Annotated in this window: 11 protein-coding genes; 1 reads left to right on the forward strand and 10 read right to left on the reverse strand. The window is 69.2% G+C overall.

The genetic code is table 11. The features are described from left to right. The first annotated feature begins 173 nt into the window (after nt 1–173). Nucleotides 174–824 (forward strand): M50 family metallopeptidase, encoded by a 651-nt coding sequence (locus ACIA8K_RS00940; RefSeq protein ID WP_396053542.1) that lies wholly within the window; start codon nt 174–176, stop codon nt 822–824. Here ACIA8K_RS00940 and ACIA8K_RS00945 read toward each other — a convergent pair. The 10 genes from ACIA8K_RS00945 to whiA form a co-directional block, all read right to left on the reverse strand. Beyond that, nucleotides 802–4,290 (reverse strand): helicase HerA domain-containing protein, encoded by a 3,489-nt coding sequence (locus ACIA8K_RS00945; RefSeq protein WP_396053544.1) that lies wholly within the window; start codon nt 4,288–4,290, stop codon nt 802–804. The genes ACIA8K_RS00940 and ACIA8K_RS00945 overlap by 23 nt on opposite strands. Then, a complete protein-coding gene (locus ACIA8K_RS00950) occupies nt 4,290–4,955 on the reverse strand; it encodes a hypothetical protein (RefSeq protein WP_396053546.1) in 666 nt (221 codons plus the stop codon). The genes ACIA8K_RS00945 and ACIA8K_RS00950 overlap by 1 nt, the downstream gene beginning before the upstream one ends. Beyond that, the gene (locus ACIA8K_RS00955) at nt 4,952–6,037 is read right to left on the reverse strand and encodes a DUF559 domain-containing protein (protein ID WP_396053548.1); all 1,086 of its coding nucleotides are present in this window, start codon (nt 6,035–6,037) and stop codon (nt 4,952–4,954) included. The genes ACIA8K_RS00950 and ACIA8K_RS00955 overlap by 4 nt, the downstream gene beginning before the upstream one ends. Nucleotides 6,038–6,060: 23 nt before the next feature. Beyond that, nucleotides 6,061–8,145 (reverse strand): hypothetical protein, encoded by a 2,085-nt coding sequence (locus ACIA8K_RS00960; RefSeq protein WP_396053550.1) that lies wholly within the window; start codon nt 8,143–8,145, stop codon nt 6,061–6,063. Nucleotides 8,146–8,679: 534 nt separating this feature from the next. Further along, nucleotides 8,680–9,024 (reverse strand): RNA polymerase-binding protein RbpA, encoded by a 345-nt coding sequence (locus ACIA8K_RS00965; RefSeq protein ID WP_396053552.1) that lies wholly within the window; start codon nt 9,022–9,024, stop codon nt 8,680–8,682. Between the two features lie 141 nt (nt 9,025–9,165). After that, nucleotides 9,166–9,426 carry a preprotein translocase subunit SecG gene (gene secG / locus ACIA8K_RS00970; protein ID WP_396053554.1) on the reverse strand — a complete coding sequence of 87 codons (261 nt, stop codon included), beginning with the start codon at nt 9,424–9,426 and terminating at the stop codon, nt 9,166–9,168. A gap of 119 nt (nt 9,427–9,545) precedes the next feature. Next, the gene (gene tpiA, locus ACIA8K_RS00975; RefSeq protein ID WP_396053556.1) at nt 9,546–10,337 is read right to left on the reverse strand and encodes a triose-phosphate isomerase; all 792 of its coding nucleotides are present in this window, start codon (nt 10,335–10,337) and stop codon (nt 9,546–9,548) included. A gap of 5 nt (nt 10,338–10,342) precedes the next feature. After that, nucleotides 10,343–11,542 carry a phosphoglycerate kinase gene (locus ACIA8K_RS00980; RefSeq protein ID WP_396053558.1) on the reverse strand — a complete coding sequence of 400 codons (1,200 nt, stop codon included), beginning with the start codon at nt 11,540–11,542 and terminating at the stop codon, nt 10,343–10,345. 9 nt (nt 11,543–11,551) lie between these two features. Beyond that, complete coding sequence (gene gap, locus ACIA8K_RS00985; RefSeq protein WP_396053560.1) at nt 11,552–12,559, reverse strand: type I glyceraldehyde-3-phosphate dehydrogenase; 1,008 nt, start codon at nt 12,557–12,559, stop codon at nt 11,552–11,554. Nucleotides 12,560–13,038: 479 nt separating this feature from the next. Beyond that, on the reverse strand, nt 13,039–14,019 hold the full coding sequence (gene whiA, locus ACIA8K_RS00990; protein ID WP_396053562.1) for a DNA-binding protein WhiA: 981 nt from the start codon (nt 14,017–14,019) through the stop codon (nt 13,039–13,041). Nucleotides 14,020–14,136 lie beyond the last annotated feature (117 nt).

The following is a 14,136-nucleotide window of genomic DNA, read 5'->3' on the forward strand; positions in this document are numbered from 1 at the left end:
CCGCACCGTTCCGGGACGTGCCGTTCCGGACCGCACTGTTCCGGGCCGCGCTGTTCCGGGCGGCGGTATTGCGGGACGTGTGGTCGTGGGACGGGTCATGTCGCGCCGGAGCCGGAATCGGGTCGTCCAAAAGCGGATGTTCCGGCGCTGGTCAACGCGCTTACGCTGCGCGCATGACCAGCGCCGAACCTTCGCTGCTGCTGGCCGTCGGCTCGCTCATCCTCGGCCTGGCGGCCTCGGTCCTCTGGACTCTCACGCGTTACCTGATCACCGCCGCGCACGAGGGCAGCCATGCCCTCTTCGGATCGGTCTCGGGCGGCCGGGTGGACAGTGTGCGGTTGCATCCCGACAGCTCCGGACTCACCGTCACGATCTCCGGGAGCCTCTTCCTCACCGCGGTGTCCGGTTACCTCGGGCCGTCGCTCTTCGGCCTGGCCGGCGCCACGATGCTGGCACACGGCATCCGGCCGGACGCGGTGCTCTGGACCTGCCTGGTCCTGCTGATCGTCGTGTTCATCCAACTCAAGAACGTCTTCGGCCTCTTCATCGTCGGCCTCTACGGCACGTTCTTCTTTCTCCTGGTCCGCTACGGCTCCCCCGGCCTGCGCGCGCTCGGTGCGTACACGCTGATCTGGTTTCTGCTCCTCGGCGGCGTGATCCACACCGCGATGGGTGATCTCAAGAACGGGGACTCCGTCAACCTGCGCAAGGCCACGATGATCCCGGTCGGCTTCTGGGGCGGGTTCTGGTGGCTGTCCACGATGGCCGCACTGATCTACGGCGGCGGCATCCTGCTCGGCCTCATCGCGCCGCCGCTCGGGTGACCACCTCTTCGGTGGAGAGCGGGCTCGCCGGGTGGTGGGTCAGGCAGAGCGGCGTGCGCAGTTTCCGCGGCGGCGCACCCTCCGCCGCCAGGTAGAACTCGCCGCTTGTCAGGCGCGCGATGTCAGGCACGTCGCCGCCCTTCGCCTTCGCCATCTCGCGCGCCGTGTCCATCTGGATCGGGCTGTTCAGCCGCCCGTAGAGCTGCGTCGCCGCGTTGCCCGGGATCCGGTTGTGCAGCCCTTTCGGCGACTGGGTGGCGAAGATCAGGCCGAGGCCGTACTTCCGCGCCTGGGAGGCGAGCGCAAGCGTGCTCTGCGTGCAGGCCGTCATCGCCCCGGACGGCGCCAGGTTCTGCGCCTCGTCCATGATCAACAATCCGCCGAGCGGCCGGTCCCCCGCCGGATTCCGCTTGATCCACGCGAACAACGCCATCTGCAGCTGATTCACGAAGCTCTGCCGCACGTCATCGTTGCCCAGCCCGACCATGCTGATCACCGACACCCGCGCGCGCTTGCCCGCCGTGGGCGTGAGCAGCAACCCCGGATCCATCGCGGTCCCGCCGCCCCCGAACAGCGGATCATTCACCATCGCCGCGGTCAGCGCCTCCGCAAGCTGCCCCGCGATCTTCGCGGAGTCGGCCAGGTCGATCACATCCTCCGGGAAGTCGTTCAACGTCGCGACCAGCCCCTGCAGCCGATTCCCGCCCTGGCGGCCGTAGTGCTCGACCGCCTTGCGCAGCACCGCCAGCCCCAGGTGCGATTTCACCGACCTCCCGCCGAGCAGCGCACGCGGTGCAAGCGACGCCACGGCCGACTCCACCGCCTCGTTGAACTCGTCCGGATCGTCCCGTACCCCCATGAAGTCCGGCAGCGGCTGGAAGCTCAGCGGCCGCCCGGCGTCCCGGCGCGGCGTCCAGATCACCACGTCCGTATTCGCCAGGTAGTCAGCCGCCCTCGCCGCGTCCCCCTCACCCCAGGCCGCCGGCTCCTCCGGCCACGCATCCCCCAGCCGCGCCAGATCATTGTTCAGATCCAGCACGATCGAGGACACCCCCCGCAGCGCACACTCCTCAACGATCCGCCTGATCAACACCGTCTTCCCGGACCCTGACCCGGCGAAGATCGTCAGGTGCTTCCGCAGCGCCTCCAACTCCAGCGGGACCGCGACCCCAGAGTCGTGCCGGTGACCGATCGTGAAGGCCGCCGTTCCCGCGGACTCGGGCACCGCCTGCCTCGGCACCCGGCCGGCCGCGGGCGACACCGGCGTGGACCGCTCACCGGACCCTGCGGCGCTCCGAACGCCGAGAAGGTTCCCGCTTCCGCCGCCAGGGCCCGCGTTCCCCGCCGTGGGCATCCCGCCGGTGGGGAAGCTGGCCGCGCCGAGGCGGCCGAGGGTCTGCGTAGCGGCCACGCGGCCGTCCGTACGGTCGTCGGCGGTGGTGAGTTGGCGCTCTGCCTCCGCCGTCCGATCGCCGAAGGCTGCCGCACGGTCGCCGGCACCCACTCCCCGGCCGGGCAGCGCTATAGGCGGGCCGCCGGAAGCCGCGGCCGGGCCACCCCGCGGGGCCTCGCGGACCGGCTGATCCGGCATTGTGACCGGCGCAGCTGGGGTGATGTCATGTACGGGAAGCCAGACGTCCGCGTCCGCAAGCGCGGTCTGGAACACCGCGACGCTACGGGTCGGGCGGCGGGCCACCAGCCACGCCCGAAGATCGGCGGACGGGTCCTGCAACATCATTCGCAGCGCGAAAAGGATCCGCAGATCCTCGACGTCTAGCGGTAGACGCGTGCCGCCTTCCCTTCCGAACGCCGCCACCGTCTCCCGCATCTTCGGACCGCCGGTCATGTCACGGTCGCGAAGCACGAACAGCTTCCGCTTCGGCACTTGGGCGTCGAGACCTGCGGCATTGCAGGCTTTGCGTAGCCGGGACAGGACCGCGTTCCCATGATGGCCGTCGCTGATTGCCCGGAAGGACCAGTGGACCTGATCCTCACGATCCTCGTCGAGAGTCAACCGTAGGCGCGCGTGGAGCGCCGGCCGAGAACTGGGCGGCGGGTCCAGACTGAACCTCTCGCCGGCCTCTCCGCGCTCCTGAATCCAGGCGTCGAGACCCGCTGCGAGAAGCGCCGGCATCTCGACATCCTCGGTGATTCCGGTAAGCGGACGAACCACATCGGCGACACGTTTGAACTCGACGAAGCGCGCGTCCAACAGTTCCAGGTCGTCCGTACCCACGTCCGGCACCCTGCGCTCGACAGGTGGCCTCGTCTCCCCGAGCTGCGTCAGTTCCCGCACCTCGCCGGCCAGCAGACAGCTACGAATATGCTCGTCGATCTCCTTGAGGAGCGCCCGCGGTGTGAACGAACCGACCTTGGCGAATGCCTTCTCACTGACTGGCCAGGTCGGATACGGCGGATGGAAACCGATCTCCTCGAAGCGCACCGCGAATCGCTTCTCCACGATCGCCCGGCCGAGTTCGTTGTCCTTGATAGTACTGAGGGCACCGGAGGTGATCCGGAAGCGATCAGCCACCGAACTCGTCGCCTTGGTCCTGATCCGGGCCCAGGTCGCCGGAATACACGAGAGCACCGTCAGCGTGCGTCTGGTGCGCTCGCGGAGCGTCATGAGTCCGCCTGCGACCTGCTCCAACGCCACCGAGTCTGCGATTTCGCCCGCTTCCGGAGCACGGGCCGCCGCGTCCGACGTGCCGGCATATTGCGCGATCAAGGTGTCGATCTGGTCCACCGCGATCACGGTGGGACCAGTCATCGACAACAGCCGGGAAAGCTCCTGGACGATCTCCTCCGACGTTTTCGGCATCCGTCGCATGCCCCACGCCGCGCGTTCCCCCGGCACGGCCTCATCCAGCAGTGCGAAGAATCCATCGGCCAGATCCTGATGCGTCACGTCGTCGGACGCGCTCAGAGCCAGCGCTCGTGCGGTGTCCTGGCTGTTCCTACCCACATAAGGGTCATAGGCGAGGAGACCATGGATGAAAGCATCCAGCGTCTCGCGGGTCAGGTTCGTATCCCCCATAAACGCGCGGCGGGCCAGTCGCGGCGCGCCGACCTTTGAAGACAAGCGACGCAACAGCAGATGGAGCTGGGTCTCGCTGCCCGGCACCGGACGGGCCAGCCCATCCAACATCGAGGCGAGAACGCTGTCCCAGAAGCCCTTCGAGTCAAGCAGGCTGACGAGGAAAAAGTAGCCACCGAGCTGCTGGGTGTGTTGGCGGACCCAGCCCAGCATGTGGGTCTTGCCGGAGCCAGGTGGCCCTTGCAGCACCACGCCGATCGGGCTGCCGTCCACGCTCTTGTCCGCTTCCGCGATCCCTTCCACGACGTTATGCACGACCTCGGGGTGTAGCCCGTCCACGTGGAACCGCGAGGGCCGCCAGACGTCGTCCGGCACTCGTGCCCGGTCGAAGTTGAGCGCCTGAAGGGCAGCCCGCTCCTCCTCGATCATCACACTCCGATCGCCAACAGGTGGTTGTCCTGGCCACCGCTGCGCAGCGCCGCATCGACCTCGTCCGCGTTCAGCGCCTTCTGGTTGGATTCCGGCACCAAGTGGACGCCCGTCTGGAGACTCAGCCGCTCAAGCGCCTCATCCAGCTCAGCCCGCGGCACATCGGTCAGCCGGCCTCGGAGCCGGGCAAGGCTCACCCAAGCACCCGGCTCGCTCATCAGGGACTTGTAGGCGTCCCTGATCCGCCCGTCGAGGTCGGTCCTCACCTCCGGCTCCGATGTCAGCTCAGCCCGCTGGGCCGGTACCACCGGCTTCTGCGAGAACATCTCGCCGAACGTTGTGAAGTCGGTTCGGGGAAGCACGCGGTCCCGCAAGTTCGACTGGATGAGCGAGAGAGCCGCGCCCAGCGCCCGGCCCGTACTACTGGCGAAGTTTAGATCCTCCTGAACCCGGACCCAGCCCGCATCCGCCAGCTCATGCACGAAGAACCGGCCCGGCTTACTGCTTGTGACATATCCGAGCCCGTTCAGCTTGTCGCGGTTCTCCTTCCGGATCTCCATCTTGAAACGCGTCTTCAGCTCAGGACTGGAGACTTCACGCGCTTCCGCCATGAGAATGAAAAGAATGGCGCTCTCGGCCGGGGTGAGACCGTCGTCGGTGGTCATGGTTGTTTCCCTTTCAGGAGTTCGTGTCGGCGGTGGTGGATGAAGGAGCCGATCTGGCGGACGACTGCCTCGATGTCGTGACCTATTCGCGCGTTCGTGAACCGCAGGACTGCGAAGCCGTCCAGTTGGAGTCGCACGTCGCGTTGCCGGTCGGACTCGAACACCTCCGGGCGGCAGTGTTCGGGCCCGTCGATCTCTACAACGCAGCGCTCGTTTCGCCACACCAGGTCAAGTCGCAGAGGGCTGGCGAGCGCGTGCGGCTGGTAGGTCTGGTTCCACGCGCGGCCTCCCGCCCACGGCTGACGGGCGAGCGCGGCTTCCAACGCCTTCTCGGCACCGCTCCGCGGATGCGGCTGCCCCACTAACCCGGAGGTCAGCAGTCCGTCTCCGGTCAGCTCGGCCGCACCGAACATGACACCATCCGCGCCAGCTGAGCCTGCGACGTGAAGCCTGCGGTCCGCGCTGGGTAGCCCACGAACCGCGCGGACCGGTGCCGGGGCATCGAGATCCGGTATGTGGGCGGTGGTCAGGCGGTCAATAGTGGTCAGTGGCGTGCCGCAGAGCCAGATACCGAGGCCGCCCCGGTCTGCCAGCCACTCCGCTCCAGCCGCAAGCGTGCGTTCCTGGTCTGCGCTCAGTCCTTCCGGCACCGAGACCACCAGCACCAGTCGCGCCCGTCCCAGCCCATCCGCGACCGCGCGGGCCAGACCCCGGGCACAGATCTCCGAGGAAAATCGACGGCGCACAGGCCCTCCGGAAAGCGCCCCCTCCGCGAGATCCGCCATGAAGGGTCCAAAGTGCTGTGTTCCGAGCGCCCGTGTCGTTGCCAACGCGCGGACCGCCGCGATCCCGGCGCCGCCGGGCGAGTCAATATGCTCCGCCTCCGGCAGCCACGCCGGGAACAGCTCGGTCGCCGCCCCTTCCAAATCGTCAAGGAGTGCGTCCACAAGTCCGACGACCCTGGGAGCCAAGTGATACCGGTGGCTGAGCACGGCCGGCAGCTTCGGGCCGCCACGCGCCGCGAGCAAAGCGAGGCGCCCGGGGTCACCGCCGTGTAGTTGCACCACCCGGTCGGCCGGCACCCCGGCCAGCGTTGGTACTCGGGTCACCACGGGCCTCCGGGCGGGGAGGCCGGCACCGGCCGGCCGCTTTCGTCGATGCCCCAGGCGCGCAGCAGGTGCAGCGTCTCCAGGTCCGTCTCCTCGCGCGCGGTGAGCAGCGCCAGGTAGCGGTCGACCGCTCCCGGCGTGCCCGCGTTCACCTCGGCCAGCAGCGCGTCGGCCTCGCCCAGCTCGAAGAGGAGCGCGGTGAGTTCGCGGGCCGCGTCCTCATCGCCGGCGTCGACCCGGGCGCGGAGCGCGTCGACCTGTCGGGTGACGGCCGCGTCCGGGCCAGTGGTGTCGCGATCAATCAGCTTGTTGTAGCGGCGGGTCGCGGCTTCGTCGCCATGTTCAGCTCGGGTGCGCAGCTCATCGGTTCGGCCGTGCGCCGCCAGCAGATCGGCGAGTTGCTCGGCCGCGTAGCCATGGCCGCGGTCGGCGTGCTCGCGCAGCTCGTCCAGTCGGCCGCGGTCAACGAGCCGGTCGACGAGTGCTTCGGCCGCGACCGTGTCGCCGGCGGCGGCACGTTCCCGCAGGTCACTGAGGTCTCCGGAGTCGGCAAGCAGTTCGTCGAGTGCGTGGGCGGCGCGCGGCTGGGTAGGGATCAGCGGCCGGAGCGCATCCGCGCGCCGCTGGAGCCGTTGCAGCTCGGTCCGCCGGTCGCGCAACTCGGGCGCGAGGCTGATGGTCATCCGGCGGTCGATGGTGTCGATCGCCTCGGCCAGCCGGTCCTGGCGGGTGAGCAGGTGGGCGAGGTCGAGCGCGGTGAGGTCGTTACGTTCGGGCAGGCGACGCAGTGCGGCCTCGGCGTACCGGTACCGCATGCGGGACTGCGCGCTGGCCGCGAGCCGGCGCAGGTCGTCCGGTGTGGTCACATGGGCGAGCAGCGCGGCCCAGAGGCTGGCCGGAGGGCAGCTGGTGCGGCTGACCCGGCGGATATGCTGGGCGAGGAAGTCGGCGATCATGTACCCCTCGGGTGCGCCGGGCCGCCGTGCCCACGGCGCTAGCGCGGTGACGCCGCCCTTGAGCTTCGTGGTGGCGTGCGGCAGGGCCTCGCCGAGCCAGGAGCCGGGCGGGGCGGCCAGGTCGGCTGGGTCGAGATAGTCCTCGATCGCCTCGCGGAGCAGCGGCTCCGGTAGCGGTGCACCGACCCCGAGGCGCCGGGCATCGGCCGCGGCGGTGATCACGGCGCGGGCGTACGGGTTCGGCGCGTGTTCCCACCACCGGACCAGAGCGGGCGCGCCGGCGAGCGCCTGGGACAGCCCCGTGCCGGCCTCCAGCGCCTCTCGGATGCGGCTGTCCGTGCTGGCGAGAGCGAGCGCCTTCTCCCGTTCCCGGTCGGAGAGCGCGGCATGCACATCGATCACCGTGGCCGTGTCGAGCAGGCGCCGGTCGGACGCGTACTTGTCCGCGCCGGCGGTACGGCGCAGCGCGGTGCGGGGCAGGTATTCCTCGGACCAGAGCGTGCCGACGATAATGGTGCCGGCCCGCCGGAGCCCGTCCAGGACCGCGCGGTGCAGCGGCGGGTCCGCGCCGAAGAAGTTCTGCAACTCGTCGAGCCAGAGCACGGTCTTCTCGGTCGGGTTCTCGGCGGCGCGGAGCACATCGGCGGTGTCGGCCGGGTGCAGCAGCCACCAGTCCGGCACCACCGCGAGAATCGCCTCGTAGAGTGATCTCGTCTTTCCGGTGGAGGAGCCGCCGACCATGAGCACGAAACAGCCGTCGGCCGCGCCTTTTGTGATGACCGCACGGAGATGGTCGTCAAAGTCCCGCCCGACATAGGCGGGCAGTTCGCTGACGGATTCGTTCGCCCGGATGGCGGCGTGAATGCCGAGGGTACGGGGTGCGGCGTCGCGGCATCGGCCGGCGCCGGGCGGCCCGGAGCTCACGTGCGCGTCCAGCCGGTGCCAGGCCGCCCGCACCTCGCCGCGCATGCCGTCGGAGAGCGGCCACGCCGCAAGCAGGCTCTCCAGCAGCGACTGCCGGATCGGCCCGGTCCCGATCAGCGCGTCGCTGACCACCCCTCGTCCCAGCTCACGCCCCCGATGCGCCCACCCCGACTCGGCTTCTTCGAGGTCCCCCCAGCTCATGCCCGTGGCTTGGTGAATGAGGCTCAGACAACGCGAGAACTCGGACCAGGTCCGAATCCCGGAAAGATCGGCAAGGGTGGCTGCGGACAGCGTGCTCAACCCCTCCGTCGCATGCTTCCGGATTTCTGCAACAGCCTAGAAGCCCGCGGTGGCGGTATTCCATAGTCGACGTGGAGAGCAGCCGATCGGCGGGGAGGGCACACCGATCGGCCAATCCGTTCCGGGTGAATGCGTCCGTCCATGTGGGAATTGCGCGAATTCGCAATTGCGTGACCAACGGTCCGGCAACGCAACTCACCGGCCCGGTCGTGCAGCCGAGACGAAGCAGACCGGGCGCCGCTCCCCCACCCGGACGCGGGCTGGTTCCCACGTAACAATCGTCGGCTGACGGACCCCCGAACGAGAAAAAAGCGCCTCAGTGGTAGACCGCTGAGGCGCTCTTCGGGTGGAACGGGACCACCCACGGGTCCGCCGGCCCGCGGGAGCTCGCGAGGCCGGGCCACGGCGTGAGCGGGACGATGGATTGAAGGCTTGTCAGACCTCGCCGCGTCGGGCGCGGACCGCGCGGAGGGCCTCGGCCAGGATGGCCTCGCCGTCCTCAGGGGAGCGGCGTTCCTTCACGTAGGCCAGGTGGGTCTTGTACGGCTCGGGGCGGGCCGGGCCGGGCGGGTTCTCGCGGTCGCGGCCGGCGGGCTGGCCGCAGCGAGGGCAGTCCCAGATCTCGGGCGCCGGGGCTTCCGCCGCGAGCAGCAGCTCCGTGGTGTGGCCGTTGCCGCACCAGTAGCTGACCGGGATGCGCGGGGCTGGTTCGCTTCTCTCGGTGGGACGCATGGGGCTGGAACCCACGCGGGTGCCCCGGATAGCGCTGCCGTTCGGCACGGTGTCGCTCCTGTCCGTTGGGGGTCATCGGTGGTTGCGAATCCTCGCCGACGGCAGCCCGCTCGGCGCTGGTCCAAAAAAATACTCTGCGCCCGGTCCCGAGGACGGGGACCAAGCGCAGAGTGTACGACTACGAAATGCTCAGGCACCACCGTCGACTGCCAGCTTGAGCCAGAAGCCCAGGCCGACGATGCACGCGAACCATACGATTCCGACCAGAACGGTGTAGCGGTCGAGGTTCTTCTCCGCCACCGAGGAGCCGGCCAGGCTGGAGGTGACGCCGCCGCCGAACATGCTGGACATGCCGCCGCCCTTGCCCCGGTGGAGCAGGATGAGCATGGTCAGGATGGCGCTGGTGATAATCAGCAACACGATCAACGTGTAGGCGAACCCGATGGGCATTATCGGTTCGCTCCTCTCTTCGGACGGTGGCCGAGCCAAGGATAGCGGGCGGTCGAAGTCGCGGTCACGCGGGGCACGCGGAAAGGGGGCCCCGAAGGACCCCCTTCCTCGAAAAAACCCTAGCGGGCGACGTGCTCCGGGAAACGGACAATCTGCACGAACTGCTCGGCGTCGATGCTGGCGCCGCCGATCAGCGCGCCGTCCACGTCCGGCTGGGCCATGATCGAGGCGATGTTGTTCGCCTTGACCGAGCCGCCGTAGAGCACGCGCACCTTGTCCGCGGTCTCCTGGCCGTACTTCTTCGCCAGGCGGGCGCGGATGTCGCCGCACACCTCCTGCGCGTCATCAGGCGTGGCGGTCTTGCCGGTGCCGATCGCCCAGACCGGCTCGTACGCGATGACGATCTTCTCGACCTCGGCGGCCGAGAAGCCCGCGAGCCCGGCTTCGAGCTGGTCGGCGCAGTGGGCGATGTGCCCGCCGGCCTCCCGGACCTCGAGTCCCTCGCCGAGGCAGAGGATCGGGGTCAGCTCGTTGGCAAGCGCGGCCTTGGCCTTCGCGTTCACCAGGCCGTCCGACTCGTTGTGGTACTCGCGACGCTCCGAGTGCCCGACCACCACGTACGTGACGCCGAGCTTCGCGAGCATGGCGCCCGAGATCTCGCCGGTGTACGCGCCGGACTTGTGCGCGGAGACGTCCTGCGCGCCGTAGCCGATCAGCAGCTTGTCACCGTCGACAGCGGTCTGCACCGTGCGGATGTCGGTGAACGGCGGGATGACCACGGTCTCCACGTCGGTCAGCTGCTTCTCGGTGAGCCCGGCGGCCAGCTTCTGGACGAGCAGGTTCGCCTCGAAGTGGTTGAGGTTCATCTTCCAGTTGCCGGCCATCAGCGGCCGACGCGACGAGGTCGCCATCTACTTCACTTCTCCAAAGCGGCGATGCCGGGGAGGGTCTTGCCCTCCAGGTACTCCAGGGAGGCGCCGCCACCCGTGGAGATGTGGCCGAAGCCGTTCTCGTCCAGGCCGAGCGTGCGCACGGCCGCGGCCGAGTCGCCGCCGCCGACGACCGTGAAGCCGTCGACAGCGAGGATGGCCTCGGCGACGCCCCGGGTGCCGGCCGCGAACGGCGCCAGCTCGAAGACGCCCATCGGCCCGTTCCAGAACACGGTCTTGGCGTTGCTCACCGCGTCGGCGAAGAGCTTCACCGACTCAGGACCGATGTCCAGGCCCAGGCGGTCGGCGGGAATTCCGTCGACGGGAACGATGTCGTGCTCAGCGTCGGCGGCGAACGCCGTGGCAGCCACCACGTCCACCGGGAGCACGATCCGGTCGCCACCGCGCGCGAGCAGGTCGCGGCAGGTGTCCACCATCTCGTCCTGGAGCAGCGACTTCCCGACCTCGTGGCCCTGGGCCTTGAGGAACGTGAAGCACATGCCACCGCCGATGAGCAGCTTGTCCGCAGTGCCGAGCAGCGCCTCGATGACGGCCAGCTTGTCGCTGACCTTCGAGCCGCCGAGCACCACCACGTAGGGGTGCTCCGGCGCGTCACTGACCCGCTTCAGCACCTCGACCTCGCGGCCGACCAGGCCACCGGCGTAGTGCGGGAGCAGGGCCGGCACGTCGTAGACGCTTGCGTGCTTGCGGTGCACGGCGCCGAAGCCGTCACCCACGTACACGTCGGCGAACGCGGCCAGCTGCGCCGCGAAGGCCGCACGCTCGGCATCGTCCTTGCTTGTCTCGCCCGCGTTGAAGCGCAGGTTCTCAAGCAGGACGACGTGGCCGTCCTCAAGCGCGGCGACCGCGGTCTCCGCACTGGGGCCCACGGTGTCCTCCGCGTAGACCACGGCCGAGCCCAGCAGCTCACGGAGCCGGTCCGCGACAGGTGCGAGCGTGAAGGCGGGGTCCGGCGCGCCCTTCGGGCGGCCGAGGTGGGACATGACGATGACGCGAGCGCCGGCGTCCCGAAGTGCCACAAGAGTCGGCAGCACCGCACGGATCCGGCCGTCGTCGGTGATGACGCGCGGGTCGGAACCCTTCTCGAACGGGACGTTCAGGTCGGCGCGCACGAGCACGCGCCGACCCGAGACACCCTCGCCGAGCAGGTCGTCGAGAGTCTTCACAGATAGCCCTTAGAGGGAGGCGCCGACGTACTTGACCAGGTCGACGAGGCGGTTGGAGTAGCCCCACTCGTTGTCGTACCAGCCGACGACCTTGACCTGCGTGCCACCGATGACCTTGGTCAGCGGCGCGTCGAAGATGCAGGAGGCCGGGTCGGTCACGATGTCGGAGGAGACGATCGGGTCCTCGGAGTAGTTCAGGTAGCCCTTGAGCGCACCCTCGGCCGCGGCCTTGACAGCGGCGTTGACCTCCTCGACCGTGGTCTCGCGCGACGCGACGAAGGTCAGGTCGGTGGCGGAACCGGTCGGGATCGGCACGCGGACCGCGAAGCCGTCCAGCTTGCCCTTGAGCTCCGGCATGACCAGGCCGATCGCCTTGGCGGCGCCGGTCGAGGTCGGCACCAGGTTGAGCGCGGCGGCGCGGGCACGGCGGAGGTCGCTGTGCGGGCCGTCCTGCAGGTTCTGGTCCTGGGTGTACGCGTGGATCGTGGTCATCAGGCCGTGCTCGATGCCGATCGCGTCGTTGATTGCCTTGGCCATCGGCGCGAGGCAGTTCGTGGTGCAGGACGCGTTCGAGATGATCGAGTGGTTCGCCGGGTCGTAGGTCTCGTGGTTCACGCCCATGACGACCGTGACGTCCTCGTTCTTCGCCGGAGCGGAGATGATGACCTTCTTGGCGCCGGCCTCGATGTGCGCCTTGGCCTTGCCGCCGTCGGTGAAGAAGCCGGTCGACTCGATCACGATGTCGGCGCCGACGGCGTCCCACGCGAGCTTGCTCGGGTCACGCTCGGCGGACGCGCGGAACGTGGTGCCACCGACGGTGATCTCGGTGTCGGTCGCCTTGACCTCGTGGCCCAGGCGGCCCAGGATGCTGTCGTACTTCAGCAGGTGCGCGAGCGACTTGTTGTCGGTCAGGTCGTTGACGCCGACGATCTGCACGTCGGCACCGGACGCGAGCACCGCCCGGAAGAAGTTACGGCCGATACGGCCAAAGCCGTTGATACCAACCCGGATGGTCACAGGTCCGTCTCCTCGCGATCTGGCCCGCCAGCGGGTTTAACCCGTCACCGGCGGACACGTGTGCCGACCGTTACCGCAGCCGGCCGCCAAATGGTCGTACCGGGAAGCCCTGCCGCGGTTGCGCAAGAGACCGAACCACGACGAGGGTTGAACCGGTTTGCCGGCCCCGTCGCCGTACGCAGCGAACACTATCGGAGTTGTTGCAGCGCCGTTGCGGCGGGGCTAAGGATCCCACCCGCGCCCACCACACATGCCCTTACCAGGGCATTCCAGCCCCCAAAAGCCTCAAACGACGCAGCGGTACGGTCCGCGATCGACACCCCGGTGATGAAGTCTCTCCGGTGCGCCCACCATCCGGACCGCCCACGTGAGGCGCGGGCGACCAGAGAATGCGGGCAGCTCCAGACACGCCTTTCGTCTGGAACTGCCCGCATTCTCTGGGAGTGGCGCCGAGCCCGGAGGAGCGGAGCGACGACCAATTAGCAGCTGAGCATCTCCGGGGTCACTGCGGCTTCCGTGTCCGGTATTCCCAGGTCGCGGGCGCGCTTGTCGGCAAGCGCGAGCAGCCGCCGGATCCGGCCCGCGATCGCGTCCTTGGTGAGGGGAGGGTCGGCGAGCGCGCCCAGCTCCTCAAGCGACGCCTGCCGGTGCTGCAACCGCAGGTGACCGGCGGAGGTCAGATGGTTCGGCGCGTCCTCGGCGAGGATCTCCAGCGCCCGGGTGACCCGTGCCGCCGCCGCGACCGCCGCGCGGGCGGACCTTCGCAGGTTCGCGTCGTCGAAGTTGGCAAGCCGGTTAGCGGTGGCCCGGACCTCGCGACGCACCCGCCGCTCCTCCCAGGAGAGCACGCTTGAGTGCGCGCCGATCCTGGTCAGCAGCGCGGCGATCGCGTCGCCGTCCTTGACCACGACCCGGTCCACGCCGCGCACCTCGCGCTGCTTGGCCGTTATCCCGATCCGCCGGGCCGCGCCGACAAGCGCCAGCGCCGACTCCGGGCCGGGGCAGGTGATCTCCAGCGCGCAGGAGCGCCCGGGCTCGGTGAGCGAGCCGTGCGCCATGAACGCGCCCCGCCAGGCCGCGACCGCGCAGCAGGCGTTGCCGGAGATCACGTGGTGCGGGAGTCCGCGCACCGGCCAGCCGCGCACGTCGAGCAGCCCGGTCTGGCGGGCCAGCGCCTCGCCGTCCTTCACCACCCGGACGATGAAGTGGCTGCCCTTGCGCAGCCCACCGGAGGCGAGCACGTGCGTCTCGCTCGAGTAGCCGTACACCTCGGCGATCTCCCGCCGGAGGCGGCGCGCGGCCACGCCCGTGTCGAGCTCGGCCTCCACCACCACGCGGCCGGACACGATGTGCAACCCGCCCGAGAAGCGCAGGAGCGCGGTCATCTCGGCCCGCCGGCAGCACGGCTTCGCCACTTCCACGCGGCTCAGCTCGTCCTTGACGGCTGCAGTCATCGCCATATCGTCGTCACCTCGTGCACGCAATCCTTGAGTTGTGTTGAGCCATCTTCAACGTGACCTGTGTGGCCGGACGACGTGGCGTCGCCCGGCGGTTCGGATGCGCCAGGTTGACAAAAG

It is taken from the genome of Catenuloplanes sp. NPDC051500 (genome assembly GCF_044454585.1).
GTDB lineage: Bacteria > Actinomycetota > Actinomycetes > Mycobacteriales > Micromonosporaceae > Catenuloplanes.